Below are 16,789 nucleotides of genomic sequence, written 5' to 3' on the forward strand. Positions count from 1 at the left end.
AGTGTCGCGGCATCCTGTGATGGTCCGGCAGGTTTGCCCGCTCCTTCCTCAAAATCCTCAAAATTCGCCTGATCTTCTGCTCAGTGCCGAGTTTGTTTGGAGCGAAGGAGGCCTCCTTGAACTCAGCTACAACCTTCGGCCGGCATACAGAGATGGAAACTTGCTTTCTCTTGCGTTGCCTCCACTAGAGCCAGCGACCGTTCCGATGCATGGTGATCGCTGCGATGAGCTTTGGAAGCACAATTGCTTTGAGGCGTTCATCGGTTTGCCTGGTTCTCAGCAGTACTGGGAATTAAACGTATCGCCATTAGGTCACTGGAACCTCTACAGCTTCGAGAGCTATCGGCAGGCTGGATCTGAGTTGGTTGAGGCCTTGCCTCCATCCGTGACCGTTCGACAAACGCGACGGGACTGTCGTTGCGATGTGGTCTTGGATTTACGTCCCTGGTGGCCGATTGAGGAGATGCCAGAACTTGGTTTGGCGATGGTTGTGGAGGACAGAGATGGCCAACTCAGTTATTGGGCTCTTTCCCATCCAGGAGAGGTTGCAGACTTCCATGACCGTCGCAGCTTTCTGATCTGTTGATGGGTCGTTGAGGCTTTTGATGATGACTTCAGTCCGCCGCCTACTGATTTCTCTTCCCCTGTTGGTGATTCCCCTGATCTGGGGCTGTAGGCGCTCAACCGCACTCCAGGCCAACCGGAATCAAGAACAAGCCGTCCTGGAACAGGTTGAACCAGGGGAACTCGCTGTTCCTGTGCTCCCTACAAGGCCAGATCTTCCCCGCTCTCCTTCTGGAGCGCACTATCCGCTGTTTCCGGTTCATTCCGATCAGCTGGCCCTGTTGTTGTCAGACATCGAGCTTGCGATTCGAAATCCCGAGGTCTCTCCTGAGGCCATTCCCCCTCTTGCGCATCAGCAGCAGGTGATCTATCGGGTGTTGTCGCATCGCCCTGCTCTCGCCGACCAGGTGCGCTCCAAGCTCGAGGACCGCTGGCGCTGGGTGTTTGATCAGCACCTCGCAGCGCGTCGCTCGTTTCTGGCCATGCATCGTGGCCCTGCTTCGTCCACCCTTCCCGCCTGGCGGATCCAAACCCCGGCTCCTCCTGATCAATTGCTCAAGGCTTATCGGAGTGCTTCAGCGTCGACAGGGATTGATTGGGAAGTCCTGGCTGCTGTGAATTTGGTCGAAACGGGAATGGGTCGCATTGATGGCATTTCAGTAGCCAATGCACAAGGTCCGATGCAATTTTTACCCACGACCTGGATGGAACCTGGAATTGGCCGTGGTGGTGACATTCGCGATCCTTGGGATGCCATCCATGCGGCAGCGCGTTACTTGGTTCGTCGTGGCGGCCTTCAGGACATCCGAAAAGGACTCTGGGGCTACAACAACAGCAATCACTACGGCAGGGCTGTTGTTCATTACGCCGACCTGCTGAAACGGGATCCTCTTGCTTATCGGGGTTTGTATCACTGGCAAATTCACTACGCCTCTTCGGCCGGGGATCTCTGGCTCCATGAGGGGTACAACCAGCAACGGCCCATCGATGTCTTGTTGTATTTGCGTCAGAATCCGCACAGCCGTCCTTCAGGTTGACGTTGAGTGACTGGCGTGATCGCCTTTGACCTCTACGATTCCAATGAGATGAAGGCTGAGCTCTTTGGCGAAGGAACTGACGCATCGGGCCGATGAGCTCAAGACCCTGGGTTGGTCTACGGATGAAGTGGCGAGATACGCCGAGCTTTGGGACTATCGCCAGCGTTGGGGAGCCATGAACCTCGAACGTGAAGATCGATTGTTTCTGCGTAAGGCTGAAGCTGCTCTCCCTGCGATTGTTTCGGGCAAGGCCGCAGCGAAAAAGGCGATTAACGAGAAGTCCTACTACCGCTGGCTCTGTTTTCACTTGGCGGCGATGGATGCGGCCGAAGCTGGGTATTCCTTACCCCAAGGATCCCGTGGCGCTTGGCCGATTGTGCTTGAGGAGGAACGACGTTTGCTCGATTACTACCAGCCAGTTCTTGGCCTTCCCGACACGATCAAAGCCAAAGCCTTTGATGCGGTTCGGGAGGAATTAGCAGCCCAGGCTGGTCCTCTCGCAGCTGCAGATGGCCAGACGAAGACGTACGACTTCATGTCGGCCTTAAAAGAGCTGAAGGCCCAAGAGAACAGCAAGTGGCGTCATCTGCGCGAGCAAGAGGGTGATCAGCCCTATCCAGTCCTCAGTGCGGAAGCGGCCAGTTCTTTCCGATCTGAAGTGCGCAGTCGCCTGGGTCCTCTGATGCGTGACACGCTTCCATCCCTTGCTGAGACTGAAAAACCGGCACCTGACCACAATTGGAACCCTGCAACGGAAGTTGCGAGCTAGAAAGGAGTTATCCGTATTTCGGCCTTGACATCACAACGTTTCGAGACCCTTCAGTTGCATGCTGGTCAGGTCCCTGACCCCACGACAAATTCTCGGGCGGTCCCGATCTACCAGACCAGTTCTTACGTTTTCAACAACGCTGAACACGGTGCAAATCTATTTGGGTTGAAGGAATTCGGGAACATCTACACCCGTTTGATGAACCCCACAACGGATGTTTTTGAAAAGCGCGTTGCAGCTTTGGAGGGAGGCGTGGCCGCCGTCGCGACAGCCTCCGGTCAGTCAGCTCAGTTTTTAGCGATTACAAACTGCATGCAGGCAGGAGACAACTTTGTTTCCACATCCTTTTTGTACGGCGGAACTTATAACCAGTTCAAGGTGCAATTTCCGCGCCTAGGGATTCAGGTCAAGTTTGCTGATGGCGACGATGTTGCCAGCTTCGCTGCACAGATTGATGACAACACCAAGGCGATCTATGTCGAAGCGATGGGTAACCCCCGTTTCAACATTCCCGACTTTGATGGCCTCTCCGCACTCGCTAAGGAACGTGGCATCCCTCTCATTGTCGATAACACACTCGGTGCCGCAGGAGCCTTGATTCGACCGATTGAGCATGGCGCTGATGTGGTGGTGGAGAGCGCTACGAAATGGATTGGTGGACACGGCACCAGTCTTGGTGGTGTGATCGTTGATGCCGGAACTTTCAACTGGGGCAATGGCAAGTTCCCGTTGATGAGTCAGCCGAGCGCTGCTTATCACGGCCTTGTTCACTGGGATGCCTTCGGTTTCGGAAGTGACGTTTGCAAAATGCTGGGGTTACCCGATGAACGTAATATCGCTTTTGCTCTTAGGGCAAGGGTGGAATGTCTTCGCGATTGGGGACCGGCTATCAGTCCCTTTAACAGCTTTTTGTTGCTTCAAGGCTTAGAAACATTGAGCTTGCGCGTGGAAAGGCATGCACAAAATGCGATGGCGTTGGCGACCTGGTTACAGCAGCATTCCAGTGTTGCGCATGTGAGCTATCCCGGATTACCCAGCGACCCTTATCACGCAACTGCCAAGCGCTATCTCACAAACCGTGGAATGGGCTGCATGCTGATGTTCTCCCTGAAGGGTGGCTACGACGATGCGGTGCGTTTCATCGACAGCCTCAAGCTGGCAAGCCATCTCGCCAATGTTGGCGACTCCAAGACGCTGGTGATTCATCCAGCCTCCACGACCCATCAGCAGCTCAGTGCCGATGAGCAAACCTCAGCCGGTGTCACTCCGACCATGGTGCGGGTGTCAGTGGGCTTGGAACACATCGACGACATCACGGCTGATTTTGAGCAGGCTCTGGCGACCTGATTTTGGGAGTGGCGGTTGGTCACTTGGAGTCCAAGTCCGAGGTGATCAATCGCTTTGAGGATGGTTAGAACTTCCCATCATTTGACGCACGCTGACTGAAGTCAGGGGCATGAGCCCTGGCTACGTTGAACAGAGACAACCTTGCATAAAAAAGGCCGCTCGTCATTGCATACATGATGAATCAAACTCAGTCATTGGAAGGGATCTGAGCTGATGGCACTGATACTTCCTCGGAACTATCACAAGATCACCGCTGTTGAACGGAACCGGATCTCTTGGATTGAACCGGAGCAAGCCGAGCGTCAGGACATACGACCTCTGCGCATTGGCATTCTCAACATCATGCCTTTAGGGAAGCAGTACGAATTCAACCTGCTGCATCCTCTGGGTCTTTCGGTTCTTCAGATTGAACCGATCTGGATTCGCCTTCAATCCCATGCTTACCGAAGCTGGGATCAAGCCCATCTCAACCAGCACTACGTGAGCTGGGATGAGGCACAGTCACAGCGCTCATTGGATGGATTAATCATCACCGGTGCTCCAGTGGAGCACTTGGCGTTTGAAGACGTCACCTACTGGCCAGAACTGGTTGAACTGATCAACGAGGCTCGTCAATCTTGTGCCAGCACCCTCGGACTTTGCTGGGCTGGATTTGCTCTGGCTTATCTCGCTGGAGTGAACAAGGTCACCTTTGATCGGAAATTGTTCGGGGTGTTTCCGATGCGCAGTCTGGTGCCTGGTCATCCCCTGATGGGGACCCAGGATGATCAATTTCTATGTCCCCAAAGCCGTCATGCGGGATTACAGGATGCGGCGATGGAATCGGCTCAACGCCAGGGTCGACTGAGGCTTCTCGCCTATGGAGAAAAGGTGGGCTACACCATCTTTGAAACGCCAGACCAGCGTCAGCTCATGCATCTCGGCCATCCCGAATACAACGTTGGGAGGCTGCAGGGGGAAATGGAACGCGATCGAGCCCGCGGCGATGTTCCTCCACCTGAAAATTTCAACTCCGACCACCCCAGAACCCTGTGGCGTTCCCATCGCAATTTGCTTTTCCAGCAATGGTTATGGTTCTGTTACCAACGCGTCAGCCTTCAGTCCTGAAGCGGATAGTGGCTTCTTTTTTGCTGTTGTTTTGATTGGCCGCTGAGCGGCATCGCGATTGAGTTCCCGCTCCAAGGCGGCAATTCGTCGCTCCCTCAAGCAGTGACGACAGCCTCCTGTGGTTTGGAGATGCTTCTCCGGAGTGATGCTGATGAGTTGTACCGGATGCTTGTTACAGCGGATTTTGACCGGGCTCTTGTAGCTGCGGTATTTGATCTCCGAATAATCGAAGTGATCACCGAAGCGCTCACGCGCCCGTTTCAGAAATTCCGCTTCCGTGATGCGAGCTGCCATGGGAAGAATGTATGGGGAGTTGCCTTGAAGTTTTCGTCTCTGTTATGGCTCGTTACTGGTTTATTTCAGGCAAGACCAACGATCGATGAGCTGGAACCATCGTGTGGGCTGGCTTGAACCGCAGGCGTCTGCTTACTGGTTTGGCCTTTGTCAAAAACAGATTGTCTGGGAGCAGCCCCTAGTTCGGGTCTACGGCAAATATCACCGTGTGCCGAGATTGTCCGCTTTTCTCGCCGATGCTTCGGTGTCTTACCGCTATAGCGGTGTGATTCATCAAGGCCAGGGCTGGCCTGACTGGTTTGCACCCTTGCTCAAGCAGGTGAATGAGAGTTGCTCTGCCCAATTCAATGGTTGTCTGTTCAATCTCTATCGGGATGGAGATGACCGCATGGGCTGGCATGCCGATGACGAACCGGAGATTGATGCCAGATGTCCAATCGCGTCCCTTTCTTTTGGTGCCACCAGGGCGTTGCAGTTTCGTCATCGTCAGAGTCGCAGTCGAGAGGAACTCGCACTTGCTGATGGCGACCTGCTGGTGATGGAACCTGACTGCCAACGGTTATGGATGCACGCTCTTCCGGTCCGCAAGAAGGTACGCACGGCAAGGTTGAACCTCACGTTCCGAGTCTTTCTCCCAATGTCTTCAGCAGCACAGCCCAAATTGGCACCGTGACGATCGCTAGGAGGGTGCTGCGCCAAATAAGTTGAGCGGCTGCCGAGCTGTCTGCCTCCTCGGTTTCTGCCATGAGGAGCACCGAAATGGCTGTGGGGGCTGCAGCTTGTAGGACAAGGGCCTGCCGCGCGAAAGCACCGAGAGGAAGGACCAGGCTGAGTCCCAAGACGAGTGCAGGAAACAGCAAAAGTTTGCACCCCAGAGCAGCATTCAATGCTTTGCTGGCCGCGCTCGGCGCTGCTGTGTTGTGAGTTGCTTCGGATCTTTCCTCTGAAAGGCCGGCAAGTCGCATGCCTACAACGATCAAGGCCAACACGATCACAACCCTTGAAGGCATCCAGAGTGCGGTCGTAATCGTTGTTTGCCATGGCGTTGCCATCACAAGCAAGGCGCCCAGTAGTCCTCGTGACGCAGGACTTGAACTGAGGTGGTGGATCAACACACGCCAACGGTGCGGATGAGCCTCCTGACCTGATCCAGCCAGCCAGATCGGGCCTAGCCCCCAAGACAGGAGGGTTGCACCGAAGTCGTAACCGATGCTCACCGATAGGGCTTCCGGGGGAAGCAAGGCCAGAGCCACCGGAATTCCGAAATAAGCCGTGTTGCCGACACAACTCCCCAGTTGCAGTGTCGGCGACAGCCGCTGATCGCTCTCTCGGCGCCAACGTCTAAGCACGAGCAGCATGCCCATGATGGCGGCCGCGGCTGTGGCCGCCGTGCTGAGGAGTGAGCTGTTTAATCCACCTTTCAACAGCAATCCCATCAGGCTGATCGGAACGCCGTAGCGCACGAGCGGCGTTGCTAGGGGCTTGACCCACCCTGGTTTGAAGCGTCCCAGCAGATATCCGCCAAGAAGGCCTGGAATGAGTTCAACCAGGAGGCGAAGCATGATTAACCCAGATCCAAGTCAGTGACAGCAAAGTGTCGTGGTTGGTGAAAAGACGCCAACCTGTATTTCTGTCGGCTCTATTGATGAGAGCGGTCTATCTGTAGGTGGTCCATTCGGTTCCTCTAACTCTTGTTCCACCTGTTCCCGTAGGGATGGTGCGGAATTGCCTAGAGCCTCTGGCTCTTCCTCTAACTGCCTGTAAGTAGCTCCACACCTCACCCATGCTTCTGCATGTTGAGTGGTCTTCTGAGACCAAAATGAGAGTGCTTTGCCAACTGCCTTGCGGTTTTTCTCTGGAACCCACAGACGGACGTACCAAGTAGCACCTCCATTGAGTTGTATTGGACCTTTACGTCTCCTGACCACGGATACCTAAAACGATAGCTAACACGATGCCGAAGGATTTTCAGTGATCACAAGCATTTTCGGCGAATCAATCGGTTCCAGCCAGGAGGCGAAGCATCGAGCTGCTTGCCAGATTTCAGTCAAGGTTAGGAACATTCGTGGCGATGTGCCAAAGTCTCATCTGTCCCACGACCGGTGTTCAGTGGCTGTTTCGGCTCCTTTCTGTTCCATTCCCCAGAGAGTTGTACGGCTCAGTGAAGCCTTGCAAGCGCGACGTGAGCGTTTACAGGAGCGTTTGGCTGAACAAATTAATAGCCTTCCCGTAGGCAATGAAAGCTGGCTGCAGACTGAAAGGGAGCTCGTGGCTGCAGAGCGCGCCCTGCACGAGTTGGATGGACGTTGTCAGTTAGTCATTTGATTGAGGAAGCGCCTGCTGCGCTCTTCTTTGGCATGACTGAAAAATGTCGTTGCATTTGACAGTTCCACCACTTTTCCTGCATCCATAAACAGCACCCTGTCAGCGACCTCACGGGCAAATCCCAGCTCATGCGTGACGACCACCATGGTCATTCCTGCTGAGGCAAGCGTGCGCATGGCATCGAGAACTTCTTTCACGCGTTCTGGATCGAGTGCACTGGTTGGTTCGTCGAAGAGCATGACCTCTGGATCCATCGCCAAGGCTCTGGCGATCGCCACGCGTTGTTGCTGCCCGCCACTGAGTTGGGCAGGGCGTTTCATGGCCTGATCAGCAATCCCCATTTGGGTCAGCAACGACATCGCCCGGAGTTCGGCCTCTTTCTTCTTTGCCTTTTTGACGCGGATTGGCGCCAGTGTGATGTTCTCCAGGATGGAGAGATGGGGAAATAAATTGAACTGTTGAAAAACCATTCCAACTCTGCGCCGGATGCGTTTGATCTGTCGCTCGTCATGGTTGGAATCCAGATGAATCCCTACGATTTCCAACTGGCCTTCATCAATGCTTTCCAAGCCATTGAAGGTGCGGATCAAGGTGCTTTTCCCTGAACCAGAGGGGCCCATGACAACGAGAACTTCGCCAAGGTTGACGCTGAGATTCACCTCATCAAGAGCTCGATGATCGTCGGAGTAAGACTTACTAATGGATTGCGCTTGGATAGCGATAGTCATAACTGTTGTGTGGGTACGAGCGGTTTTAAGAGCCAGTTGATAAGTGGCCTTGACGTTCAATTCGCTTCGCTAAGAGGGCCATCCCTGAACAGAGCAACCAATACACACCGGCAAGCCAGATATAAGCTTCAAGATGACGTCCGATGTAGTCAGGATTTGCGAGCAAGCTTCGACTAATGCCTAGCAGCTCTATCAATCCGAGAATGGCCATCAAGCTGGTGTTTTGCAGCAATCCGATCGCTTGGTTGGTTAGAGCCGGAACAGCGATCCTTAATGCCTGGGGAAGAATGATCACTCTCATGGTGAGAGACCCATTGAGACCGAGTGCCGCTGCCGCTTCCGCTTGCGTGGGTGGGATGGATTGGAGTCCTCCGCGGACATCTTCTGCGACATAAGCAGCTGCAAACAGTGCAAAAGCCATCACAGCTCTCAACACTCTGTTGATTTCGATCTCAACTGGGAGGAACAGAGGTAGGAGCAGTTGTCCGAAAAACAGCACCGCAATGAGAGGAACGGCACGCATGAGGTCGATATAGATCCGGCAGAGCATCGCGACCAAACCCAAATTGGACGTTCTGCCAATCGCAAGTCCTATGCCTAAGGGCAGAGCTAAAAACCCACTTGCTGTTGTCAACAGCAATGTGAGGGTGAGACCTCCCCAAGCGCGAGATGGCACTTCTTGAAGGTTTGCGGATCCAGCAAGCAGAACGACTCCCGTGGGCACCATCAGGATCCATGCCCAGGGAAGGAACGGTTGGAAGCGTTGTAGGGGTTTGGGTAAGTGATCACTGCCCAAGGTGGTGATCGTTAGCAACAGGAGAATGGCCATCCAAACCAAAGGCCTCCAGCGTTGATCAGCGGGGTAGCTGCCAAAAGCAAACAGCGGAAGGTTGTGAGTGACCACACGCCAATCAGCACCTGTGATCAGCCACGACCCCGTTGACCAAAGAGCCCAAACAATTAAGCCGAGAATGAGGAGGCTGAATGCGGCCTCAATCGGTTTTTGGCGCCAACGCCGAAAGCGCTGCTGCCGAGGTTGGAATTTGCTCGCCATTAGCTGGCGGCTGGTGGCGCATCCGTGGGCTTGAGCAAGTTCAAGGCGGATAGGAAAAGCGACACTCCAAAGATGGTTCCCAAAGCCCAGAGACTGTCAGAGGGCCATTCGATCACCAGCAGCAATCCGAGCACGGCGGTGACAATTCCATCCACTACCACAAGACCGCTTGCTGGTGCATGGGAACTGGCTCCCGTTGCTAATTCCATCAACCCTTCAACAAGCAAAAGGACGCCTGCAAATAGCGTGAGGCTGATTTCACTATCGATAGGGTCGATCAAAATGAAGACAGAACCGCCGATGTACAGCAGACCTGACAACGCTTTAAAAAGTTTCCCTTGATTGCTTGGAATATCTCCAATCCGAAGCAGTTGATTCAGACCAGCCACGAACACAATCCCTCCCAATCCAATGGTTAGAAGGGTTGCTGAAGCAAAGGGCAGCAAAATCGCTGCAACAGACGCCACAATTAAAAGGACTGCAGCGATACGGCGAGTATTCATGAAAGTGGGCTGTTACAACTTCAGTTTAGTGATGGTGTTGGCTTTTTAAAACAGCTCGGTTCAGCAGCTGCATTCCTCCATTGATCAGCAAGTTCAGCAGTAGAAAACTCAGCAAAAGCAGCAAAAATCCTTCGATCGCTCGACCCGTTTGCGTGATGGTGGTGTCACTCACTGCGTAGAGATCGGCGTAGCCAACGGCAATTGCCAGGGTGCTGTTTTTGGCCAGATTCAAATATTGACTGCTGAGTGCCGGCAGAATTGCAGGAAGGGCCTGGGGAAGGACAATGCGGCGTAACCCAAGCCCCTCAGTCATGCCAAGACTGCGGAAGGCTTCCCACTGGCCGCGTGGGACGGCATCAAGACCTCCGCGAACCACTTCTGCAATCGATGCTCCCGTAAACACGCTGAGTCCGATCAGGACAGCTGCAAACTCCACACTGAGAGTCACTCCAAGCAAGCTGATGCCTTGATTGGACAGGTGGATCACGGCGCCAAGGGGGGCGAATGGCTCTGATGGAAGTCCCAGAAAGGCAACGAAGTACCAGAACAGAAGCTGCAATAGGAGAGGAATCTGACGAATGGATCCCACATAGAGAGCTGCTAACTGCCTTAACAACGGATTCAGGCTGCGGCGAGCAGCACCCGTGCTGACGCCAAGCAGGGTTGCTAACACAATTCCTGCCGCGATCACTCTCAAGCTGTTCAGCCATCCCATGAGCAGTGCCCATGCTGTGCTGTCTGAAGGTTGATAAGGAAGTGGGTGCTCACTCAGTGCGAAACCTGCGGGACGCCATAACCAATCAAAACTGAGCCCTAGCCCTGTTCTTATCAGATTGACGGCGAGGTTGTTGATCAGAATCCCCATCACTGTGAGGAGAACAAGCACGATGACGAGTTGCCACCACAAGCGTTTTGAACGATTCATTGGAATGGGGGTGAGGTCAAGACTCCTCCATTCCTGTACAGATTATTGAGGCCCCTTGGAATAGGAACGGCACTCTCCGGGCCGAGATGTCGATTATAGATTTCACCGTAATTACCTACTGCTTGAATCACCTTCACAATAAAATCGTTGTTTAAACCTAGCTTTTCGCCTAAATCACCTTCAACGCCAAGAAAGCGCCTCAATTGTGTGAGTTCAGGTCGACGTTCGGCTTCTTCAAGTTTGTCTCCGATGTTTTGTTGTGTAATGCCTAACTCTTCTGCAGCGATCAACGCATAGATCACCCAGCGCATGGCGTCCGTCAGGCGCTGATCACCACCTGCTGCAAGGGGTGCGAGGGGTTCTTTGCTCAAAACTTCAGGGAGAATGACGTGTTGCTCAGGGTTGTTGAATCCGGATCGGGCCGCGGCGAGCTGAGAGCGATCGGACGTCATTGCACTGCAGCGACCTTGGAGGTAGCCAGCAATCACTTGGTTGAGATCCTGATACTTGATGGGCTTGTAGTCGATCCCTCTGGCCTGAAAAGCATCGTTGAGGTTTTGTTCTGTCGTGGTTCCTGAGCCCACGCAGATGGTTTTGCCTTTGAGGTTGTTGAGATTGGAGACCCCACTGCTGCGCTTCACTAAGAGGCCTTGCCCGTCATGGAAGACAACAGGAGCGAAGCTGACACCATTGCCTCCAGCGGCATCTCTGCTGAGGTTGAACGTGGTGTTACGCGATAGGAGATCAATTTCCCCAGTTCTAAGCGCTGTGAATCGCTCGGGAGCGGTTAGGGACCTGTATTGCACCTGATCAGGGCTGCCAGTAATTGCCGCAGCAAAGGCACGACAGATGTCGACATCAAGTCCAGCGAAGGAACCATCCCTTTGCAGAAAACTAAAACCGGGGATCTTGCCGCTCACTCCACACCGAAGCTCAGTTCTTCGTTTGATGAGATCGAGTCTTGACGCACCGCCTTCTCCAAGCGTGGCACATCCATTCAAAATGAATAGGAAAGAAACCAGCGGCAGCGCAAGAAGATGGATTCTCATCTGTTTGTTTCTGGTAGAGAACAAGTGTGTCAGAGCTCGTTCATCTGGACTGATCGTTCTTGCCAATCAAAAGAACTGGTTTATTTTTCGGCAATGTCCGTTAGCAGTTCGATGTTGCGAACCCTTGCGGGATCCGCCCTGTTTTCGGCAATGTTTTTATTTGGGATAGTTTCCCCATCGATGGCTTGGGAGGAGACTGATCAACAAGCTTATTACAATAAAATGTCTCTTTTAAAAGTCATGCTTGAAGGGGCTCGGATGAGGGCTGTTGAAACAAATGATTTGGAAACACTGTGTCTCATTATGAGCATCGGCAATGACGTGACTGTTCGCTATGTCGAGTTAAATCCGAATGATGTTGAGATCAGTAAACGTCTTGATGGCATGCGGAATGATATGACGGCTTGTTTGGCACTCCTCTATAACAAGAAATAGTCATCAAGTTGCTTCTTGATCATCCATGACTTCCCTCGGGTTGGCTGCCAATCCTTTCAAACAGATTCAAGCTTTCTTTGTTTAACCCCTCAACGTTTACGACGGATCCACCAAGTCTGAGCTTACGGATGAGTTGGTTAAGTGCTCCCACGCCGCTTTGGTCCCAAATATGTGCCTGGCTCATATCAATGGTGATTCGTGCTGGATGTTCGTGAACATCAAATCCCTGCAGAAAATAAACTTTACTCACAAAGAACAATTGACCCCTTACGACATAGCGACATTCATCGTTGTTGATTTTAATCGCTTCAACGCGAATGACTTTTGCGACTTTGCGACTGAATAAAATACCTGCAAGGGCAACGCCGGCAAGGACGCCAAGTGCAAGATTGTGGGGAGTCGTGAGCATGGTGACTCCAAAAGTCATCACCATCACGGCAGTATCACTTTTAGGGATATTTCGGATATTCCGCAAGCCAGCCATGTCAGCGGTACTCACCGCAATCCCAATCATGACAGCGACCAGAGCTGCCATGGGGATCTGCTTAAGCCAAGTACTAGCCAGTAAAATCATTGCCAAAAGGCTGATCCCAGACGACAGGGTGGAGAGGCGGGTGCGCCCACCGTTATCGATGTTCATAACTGATTGGCCCACTAACGCGCAGCCAGCCATCCCTCCAAAAAGCGAGGACACGATGTTTGCAATTCCCTGGCCCTTTGCTTCAGTATTTTTATTTGAATTGGAATCAGTTTTCTCGTCAAGAATGTCTTGAGTGAGGAATGTCTCCATCAAGCCAACCAGTGAGATCGATAACGCTGTTGGTAAGACAATCCCAAACGTTTCTAAACTAAAGGGAACTCTTTGATTGCTGACATCGCCAAAGGGAAGATTGAAAAAAGGTAGACCATTAGGAAGTTCTCCAAGGTCCATAACCTTAGGAATGTCTAGTTTTAGCCCCATACTGATAGCTGTAATCACAATGATTGCTACCAGCTGGGAAGGAAGAACGCGTGTAATGCGTGGTAGGCCATAAATAATGAGAAGTCCAAGCAAGACGAGTGCCCACACAACGGGGATTTGACTTCCGCTTAGGGCGTGCATGGCATGGTCATTTCCAGCTTCCCCAAAGTGAAGATTGATCCCCAATTGAGGAAGTTGAGCCTGAAAGATCAATAAAGCAAGAGCATTCACAAACCCGCTTAAGACGCCCAGAGGCACGAATCTCATCTGATAGGCCAGACGTAAGTAACCCCAGAGAATTTGCAAGACACCGGTGAGAATGCCTGCCGCCATCAAGTAGGCCAGCCCTAGTCCTTCTCCTCTTGCATTCCCTGTCGCCACCAAACCAGTCATCAACAGGGCTGTTGATCCTGTGGCGGAGGTGATCATCGCTGTTCGTCCACCGACGAAGGCAATCGTTATGGAGAGACAAAAGGCCCCAAACAGTCCAACCCTGGGATCCACGCCTGCAATCCCAGAGAATGCGATCGCTTCTGGAATCATCGCAAAGGCCACCACTAGGCCTGAGAGAACATCACGTCTCGGATTGCTGAACCAGTTCTGAAGTCCCATTGCGGGAGAGGAAGCCATGGGCGTCTGTGCCACTTTCTTGTCAAGGAACGCGTTAATGCTGAATATCCTGGTCAGAGGACATGCAGGCGCCGAAGGTTACCGCGGCTCTGCCTGGGTCATGCCAGACATGGCTCTGAGGCCATGGGAACGCACCAGTTGCGTTTCGACCCAAATGTCTGCTTCGCACTCTGAGCGTCGCGTTGGCTTCCCCAGGGGGCTTGAAGCGCGAATCAGTGATCAATGGGTCGCCATCACTACTGGGAGTTTTTGCCTGATCGCGTGGCTGAGACGAAAGAGCTTTTGCGGGCAGAAACGGATGACGCCGCAAAAGAGGATGCAGACGAGGAGAGATGGAAGACAAGGGCACCCTCTTAAGCCCATTGCAATACTTTCAGCCCAGCCACCTCAAGAGCACTTGCCTCAATGACGGCATGCTCCATTCTTGAAGTTCTTCATCAGCTGCCCACTGAATAGCTCGAACGCGTTCCGCTGGGCACTGAACTGCATCAGTGATTGTTTGAAAAAGATCGAGCTCCTTGGCATTCATGTCTGTTAAATCATCACGTTCTCGTGAAACCATGGCGGTGAGATACGCAAGTTTGACTGCAAGATCACGTTCTTCATTTGACTTAAGCGCGCTCAAGCGGTTTAAAAGCTCGCTCCGCTCAACTCTGTTGGCGCTTCCTCTTGCCACACTCGTATTAGTTGACAGTGACGAATAACCTTCAACCAGCCTGTTTTTCAAGGCATTACGATCTTCTTGAAGACCATAGCTATCAATAAGTGACATGATCAAATCCTCTTCTTCCTGCGACATTGAGCCATCGCAGTAGGCAACCTCCTGGATAAGTTGAAGCAGGGTTATGGAGCTGCTTTCGTTCATACTCCTGTCAGCTTCTTCTGGGCTGTATAGCATCTATTTGCCCTAGGCATCACGCAGCCGCTTATTCATTGTTACTCAGACGAGGTCCATCTGTTCTTGGTTGAGGGCAATGCTGTCAGAAGGTTTTCAGCTATTACCACTCCTCCTGTTTCAGACGTTTGTCATCTTCTTAAGAGACCGATACGTGAGCGGTTTTTCAATCTTCACGACTCCATAACCGAGAGAAACAAGCTCCTGAACGGCCTCAGCAAACCTCTTAGATCCCATTCCTCTGATGGCTCTTGTCCCCTGCTGTTTTGCCACTTGCCATGTACAGCCATCAGCTTGGAAGCCGTGCTGATGCACATGGCGCATCAGCAGCATTCTCTCTGTGGCTTCCCCCCAAAGCTCGTCAGTCTTGACTTGAGTCATCTGTCCTCCTGTTCGTTATAGATAAGCATTTCGTCCTTGTTTTCTAAGTCTATTTCCATGGTGTAGCCATTTCAGGAGCGACCTAAGGCACTCTGTGCGCATGTCGTTGATGGCTACAAAGCTAGGCTAGCGGCTGGCATAAATGTGCTCATCAGGGATCTACCTCTTGTTCAGTCAGAAGTACTTGCATTTAATCTCCGGCGCTGCAGCGGTTTCGGTTTTGGATCCATGTAAGCAAAATCACAGCACTTTTGATGGTGGTCATCACCTCATCCATTGATTCGGGAGAGACTGTGTTCATCAAGGGGGGGGTAAGCCTTGCTTCTCACTTACACATTGACAATTAATGACTACTTTATTGATGACTCAAATAATTGACTAAGAGCTGCAATTTATTGATTATGCAATGGTGAGCGGTGGAAGTAATCCAAGGGGGTCCTGGTGGGACTTCAATTGAGTGAGGCCTGGAAGCCAGTCTTGAAAGGCGTCATTGAGTTCTTTTTGGTGGCAAGACAGATGTGGATGGATCTGAGCGAGGTGAACGCCAGGGCAATAGTCGGAGAGCAGGTTGTTGGTGCGCATCAACCATTCGAGTGCACGTTCTCGCCCCTTTGCATCACCAGCAGTCCAGGCTGCGCTGATCCATGGTTTCCAGATGGCATCGCGATGGATGAAAGATGTGCGTGAAACGGGAATCTGAGCACTCACTCCACCAAGTTGTTGAGCATTGATTTGGCATCCGAGATGGGGACGGTGGCGCATGAGTTCATTGAGGTCTGCGATGAGTGATGGCAATCGCTGACTCCAGGCAGGCCCGAGCCTGCTGATCACTTCGTGATGGAGGTGTCCTTGTGCAGTAGTCGACCTTGCCAACGTTCCAAATGGGGGCTGAGCATGTTGCCCGGCAACGATCGTCATGCTGGATTCAGCGCAGAAGCCGAGACGCGTTTTCAGCGACTCCACCGCTTGCATCGCGGCAGAATCGTCAGCGCAGTAAGTGATGAATAGCTCAATGTTTTCGTTCCAGGCCCATTGCAAGCTGCCACTGTGGTGCCATTGTTCTGCCTCCTCGATGGCGACGGCGAGTTGCTGAATGCTGCCTACGCTTCGCCAAATCACTAATGGTGTGATCTCCTGAGTGCGTAGTCGAATCGCAGTGACAACCGCCAGGAATGGAGCGGCACCGAGCAGTCCTCTCCACTGCTGATGCACTTCGTTGTCACTCTCTGTTTCAACGCTTGCTCGGTTGGCCGGGGCTGAAAGGTCGAAGGTGTCTCCGTTTCCCCAGACACCTCGCAGTCCCACGATGTGATCCATGGCAAGGCCTTGGGACCGGGTTAGGGGACCGATGCCCCCCGTTAAAACAAAGCCGCACCCTGGAATGGTGGATAGGCCAACCGGGATGGAGCGTCCACGGGTTTGAAGACCTTCTAAAACCTCAGCCATGCTGAGCCCGGTGCCAATCTCCACCTCATCTGTTTCTTCGCTGATGATCAGCTGGCGATGGCCCGCTCTTAAGTCGAGTGTCCAGAGCCCATCGGCAGCACAGCGACTGCTGGTGCCCCCTGCGCAAACCAACAAGGGGGTTGGCTGGATTCCTTGGCGTATCAGGTTGGACAGGGTGATTGCATCAGACATGATCCAACCAGTTGGATGTGAATCCTCCGCCAATGGATTCCAAAGCGCAGCATGCTTTGTCACCTTGTGGATCCCCTGCAAGCCCTTGGTCGTGGCAAGACCATCAAGCGCGATTCAACAACGCCGAGGATAGTGTCGTGGGAGTGG

Annotated in this window: 19 protein-coding genes; 8 read left to right on the forward strand and 11 right to left on the reverse strand. The window is 52.7% G+C overall.

From position 1 onward, the window contains the following. The first annotated feature begins 1 nt into the window (after position 1). The 5 genes from SIC18_RS08490 to SIC18_RS08510 all read left to right on the forward strand — a co-directional run bounded on the left by SIC18_RS08490 (position 2) and on the right by SIC18_RS08510 (position 4,824). Positions 2 to 586, forward strand: coding sequence for a DOMON-like domain-containing protein (locus SIC18_RS08490; protein WP_413429324.1), 585 nt, complete (start codon positions 2 to 4; stop codon positions 584 to 586). Between the two features lie 22 nt (positions 587 to 608). After that, positions 609 to 1,601, forward strand: coding sequence for a lytic transglycosylase domain-containing protein (locus SIC18_RS08495; protein WP_413429325.1), 993 nt, complete (start codon positions 609 to 611; stop codon positions 1,599 to 1,601). 64 nt (positions 1,602 to 1,665) lie between these two features. Then, positions 1,666 to 2,370 (forward strand): hypothetical protein, encoded by a 705-nt coding sequence (locus SIC18_RS08500; protein WP_413429327.1) that lies wholly within the window; start codon positions 1,666 to 1,668, stop codon positions 2,368 to 2,370. A gap of 24 nt (positions 2,371 to 2,394) precedes the next feature. Next, the gene (locus SIC18_RS08505) at positions 2,395 to 3,717 is read left to right on the forward strand and encodes an O-acetylhomoserine aminocarboxypropyltransferase/cysteine synthase family protein (RefSeq protein ID WP_413429328.1); all 1,323 of its coding nucleotides are present in this window, start codon (positions 2,395 to 2,397) and stop codon (positions 3,715 to 3,717) included. Positions 3,718 to 3,930: 213 nt separating this feature from the next. Then, entirely contained in the window at positions 3,931 to 4,824 is an 894-nt protein-coding gene (locus SIC18_RS08510) for a homoserine O-succinyltransferase (RefSeq protein WP_413429329.1), read from the forward strand. Here the strand turns inward: SIC18_RS08510 and SIC18_RS08515 are convergent. Continuing rightward, positions 4,786 to 5,118, reverse strand: coding sequence for a hypothetical protein (locus tag SIC18_RS08515; RefSeq protein WP_048346337.1), 333 nt, complete (start codon positions 5,116 to 5,118; stop codon positions 4,786 to 4,788). The two genes, SIC18_RS08510 and SIC18_RS08515, sit on opposite strands and share 39 nt — an antisense overlap. An 85-nt stretch (positions 5,119 to 5,203) precedes the next feature. Between SIC18_RS08515 and SIC18_RS08520 the strand changes: the two genes are divergently transcribed. After that, entirely contained in the window at positions 5,204 to 5,791 is a 588-nt protein-coding gene (locus tag SIC18_RS08520; protein WP_250395237.1) for an alpha-ketoglutarate-dependent dioxygenase AlkB family protein, read from the forward strand. Here SIC18_RS08520 and SIC18_RS08525 read toward each other — a convergent pair. Next, entirely contained in the window at positions 5,733 to 6,680 is a 948-nt protein-coding gene (locus SIC18_RS08525) for an AEC family transporter (protein WP_413429330.1), read from the reverse strand. The two genes, SIC18_RS08520 and SIC18_RS08525, sit on opposite strands and share 59 nt — an antisense overlap. A 547-nt stretch (positions 6,681 to 7,227) precedes the next feature. On the opposite strand from SIC18_RS08525, the gene SIC18_RS08530 reads away from it, so the two are divergent. After that, positions 7,228 to 7,443 carry a hypothetical protein gene (locus tag SIC18_RS08530; RefSeq protein ID WP_048348105.1) on the forward strand — a complete coding sequence of 72 codons (216 nt, stop codon included), beginning with the start codon at positions 7,228 to 7,230 and terminating at the stop codon, positions 7,441 to 7,443. Here the strand turns inward: SIC18_RS08530 and SIC18_RS08535 are convergent. Genes SIC18_RS08535 through SIC18_RS08555 form a run of 5 tightly spaced genes read right to left on the reverse strand, consistent with a single transcriptional unit; the run spans position 7,428 to position 11,702 of the window. Next, positions 7,428 to 8,171, reverse strand: a complete 744-nt coding sequence (locus tag SIC18_RS08535; RefSeq protein WP_413429331.1) for an amino acid ABC transporter ATP-binding protein — start codon at positions 8,169 to 8,171, stop codon at positions 7,428 to 7,430. The two genes, SIC18_RS08530 and SIC18_RS08535, sit on opposite strands and share 16 nt — an antisense overlap. A 25-nt stretch (positions 8,172 to 8,196) precedes the next feature. Next, positions 8,197 to 9,225, reverse strand: coding sequence for an amino acid ABC transporter permease (locus tag SIC18_RS08540; RefSeq protein ID WP_048346341.1), 1,029 nt, complete (start codon positions 9,223 to 9,225; stop codon positions 8,197 to 8,199). Continuing rightward, a complete protein-coding gene (locus SIC18_RS08545) occupies positions 9,225 to 9,728 on the reverse strand; it encodes an HdeD family acid-resistance protein (protein ID WP_048346342.1) in 504 nt (167 codons plus the stop codon). Before SIC18_RS08545 ends, SIC18_RS08540 begins: the two co-directional genes overlap by 1 nt. Before the next feature lie 25 nt (positions 9,729 to 9,753). Continuing rightward, complete coding sequence (locus SIC18_RS08550) at positions 9,754 to 10,653, reverse strand: ABC transporter permease subunit (protein ID WP_048346343.1); 900 nt, start codon at positions 10,651 to 10,653, stop codon at positions 9,754 to 9,756. Then, a complete protein-coding gene (locus SIC18_RS08555; RefSeq protein ID WP_048346344.1) occupies positions 10,650 to 11,702 on the reverse strand; it encodes an amino acid ABC transporter substrate-binding protein in 1,053 nt (350 codons plus the stop codon). Before SIC18_RS08555 ends, SIC18_RS08550 begins: the two co-directional genes overlap by 4 nt. Here SIC18_RS08555 and SIC18_RS08560 point away from each other — a divergent pair. After that, complete coding sequence (locus SIC18_RS08560; protein ID WP_245407292.1) at positions 11,691 to 12,137, forward strand: hypothetical protein; 447 nt, start codon at positions 11,691 to 11,693, stop codon at positions 12,135 to 12,137. The genes SIC18_RS08555 and SIC18_RS08560 overlap by 12 nt on opposite strands. Before the next feature lie 19 nt (positions 12,138 to 12,156). Here the strand turns inward: SIC18_RS08560 and SIC18_RS08565 are convergent, their stop codons facing one another. From SIC18_RS08565 to SIC18_RS08580, 4 genes are all read right to left on the reverse strand, one after another. Then, entirely contained in the window at positions 12,157 to 13,728 is a 1,572-nt protein-coding gene (locus tag SIC18_RS08565; RefSeq protein WP_413429333.1) for a SulP family inorganic anion transporter, read from the reverse strand. Positions 13,729 to 14,101: 373 nt separating this feature from the next. Next, on the reverse strand, positions 14,102 to 14,593 hold the full coding sequence (locus SIC18_RS08570) for a hypothetical protein (RefSeq protein WP_245407293.1): 492 nt from the start codon (positions 14,591 to 14,593) through the stop codon (positions 14,102 to 14,104). A gap of 150 nt (positions 14,594 to 14,743) precedes the next feature. Then, the gene (locus tag SIC18_RS08575; RefSeq protein ID WP_048346348.1) at positions 14,744 to 15,004 is read right to left on the reverse strand and encodes a hypothetical protein; all 261 of its coding nucleotides are present in this window, start codon (positions 15,002 to 15,004) and stop codon (positions 14,744 to 14,746) included. Between the two features lie 399 nt (positions 15,005 to 15,403). Next, positions 15,404 to 16,642 carry an FAD-binding protein gene (locus SIC18_RS08580; RefSeq protein WP_413429334.1) on the reverse strand — a complete coding sequence of 413 codons (1,239 nt, stop codon included), beginning with the start codon at positions 16,640 to 16,642 and terminating at the stop codon, positions 15,404 to 15,406. Positions 16,643 to 16,789: the final 147 nt, after the last annotated feature.

Origin of the sequence: Synechococcus sp. Cu2B8-bc1011, from assembly GCF_047302735.1 — a bacterium.
Lineage (GTDB): Bacteria > Cyanobacteriota > Cyanobacteriia > PCC-6307 > Cyanobiaceae > Synechococcus_C.

Excerpts from the sequence above, each read along its gene's own strand:
- SIC18_RS08510 (WP_413429329.1), top strand. The coding sequence starts at position 3,931 with ATGGCACTGATACTTCCTCGGAACTATCACAAGATCACCGCTGTTGAA.
- SIC18_RS08495 (WP_413429325.1), top strand. The coding sequence starts at position 609 with ATGACTTCAGTCCGCCGCCTACTGATTTCTCTTCCCCTGTTGGTGATT.
- SIC18_RS08525 (WP_413429330.1), bottom strand. The coding sequence starts at position 6,680 with ATGCTTCGCCTCCTGGTTGAACTCATTCCAGGCCTTCTTGGCGGATAT.
- SIC18_RS08565 (WP_413429333.1), bottom strand. The coding sequence starts at position 13,728 with ATGGCTTCCTCTCCCGCAATGGGACTTCAGAACTGGTTCAGCAATCCG.
- SIC18_RS08570 (WP_245407293.1), bottom strand. The coding sequence starts at position 14,593 with ATGAACGAAAGCAGCTCCATAACCCTGCTTCAACTTATCCAGGAGGTT.
- SIC18_RS08535 (WP_413429331.1), bottom strand. The coding sequence starts at position 8,171 with ATGACTATCGCTATCCAAGCGCAATCCATTAGTAAGTCTTACTCCGAC.
- SIC18_RS08515 (WP_048346337.1), bottom strand. The coding sequence starts at position 5,118 with ATGGCAGCTCGCATCACGGAAGCGGAATTTCTGAAACGGGCGCGTGAG.
- SIC18_RS08560 (WP_245407292.1), top strand. The coding sequence starts at position 11,691 with ATGGATTCTCATCTGTTTGTTTCTGGTAGAGAACAAGTGTGTCAGAGC.
- SIC18_RS08555 (WP_048346344.1), bottom strand. The coding sequence starts at position 11,702 with ATGAGAATCCATCTTCTTGCGCTGCCGCTGGTTTCTTTCCTATTCATT.
- SIC18_RS08580 (WP_413429334.1), bottom strand. The coding sequence starts at position 16,642 with ATGTCTGATGCAATCACCCTGTCCAACCTGATACGCCAAGGAATCCAG.
- SIC18_RS08545 (WP_048346342.1), bottom strand. The coding sequence starts at position 9,728 with ATGAATACTCGCCGTATCGCTGCAGTCCTTTTAATTGTGGCGTCTGTT.
- SIC18_RS08520 (WP_250395237.1), top strand. The coding sequence starts at position 5,204 with ATGAGCTGGAACCATCGTGTGGGCTGGCTTGAACCGCAGGCGTCTGCT.
- SIC18_RS08575 (WP_048346348.1), bottom strand. The coding sequence starts at position 15,004 with ATGACTCAAGTCAAGACTGACGAGCTTTGGGGGGAAGCCACAGAGAGA.
- SIC18_RS08540 (WP_048346341.1), bottom strand. The coding sequence starts at position 9,225 with ATGGCGAGCAAATTCCAACCTCGGCAGCAGCGCTTTCGGCGTTGGCGC.
- SIC18_RS08550 (WP_048346343.1), bottom strand. The coding sequence starts at position 10,653 with ATGAATCGTTCAAAACGCTTGTGGTGGCAACTCGTCATCGTGCTTGTT.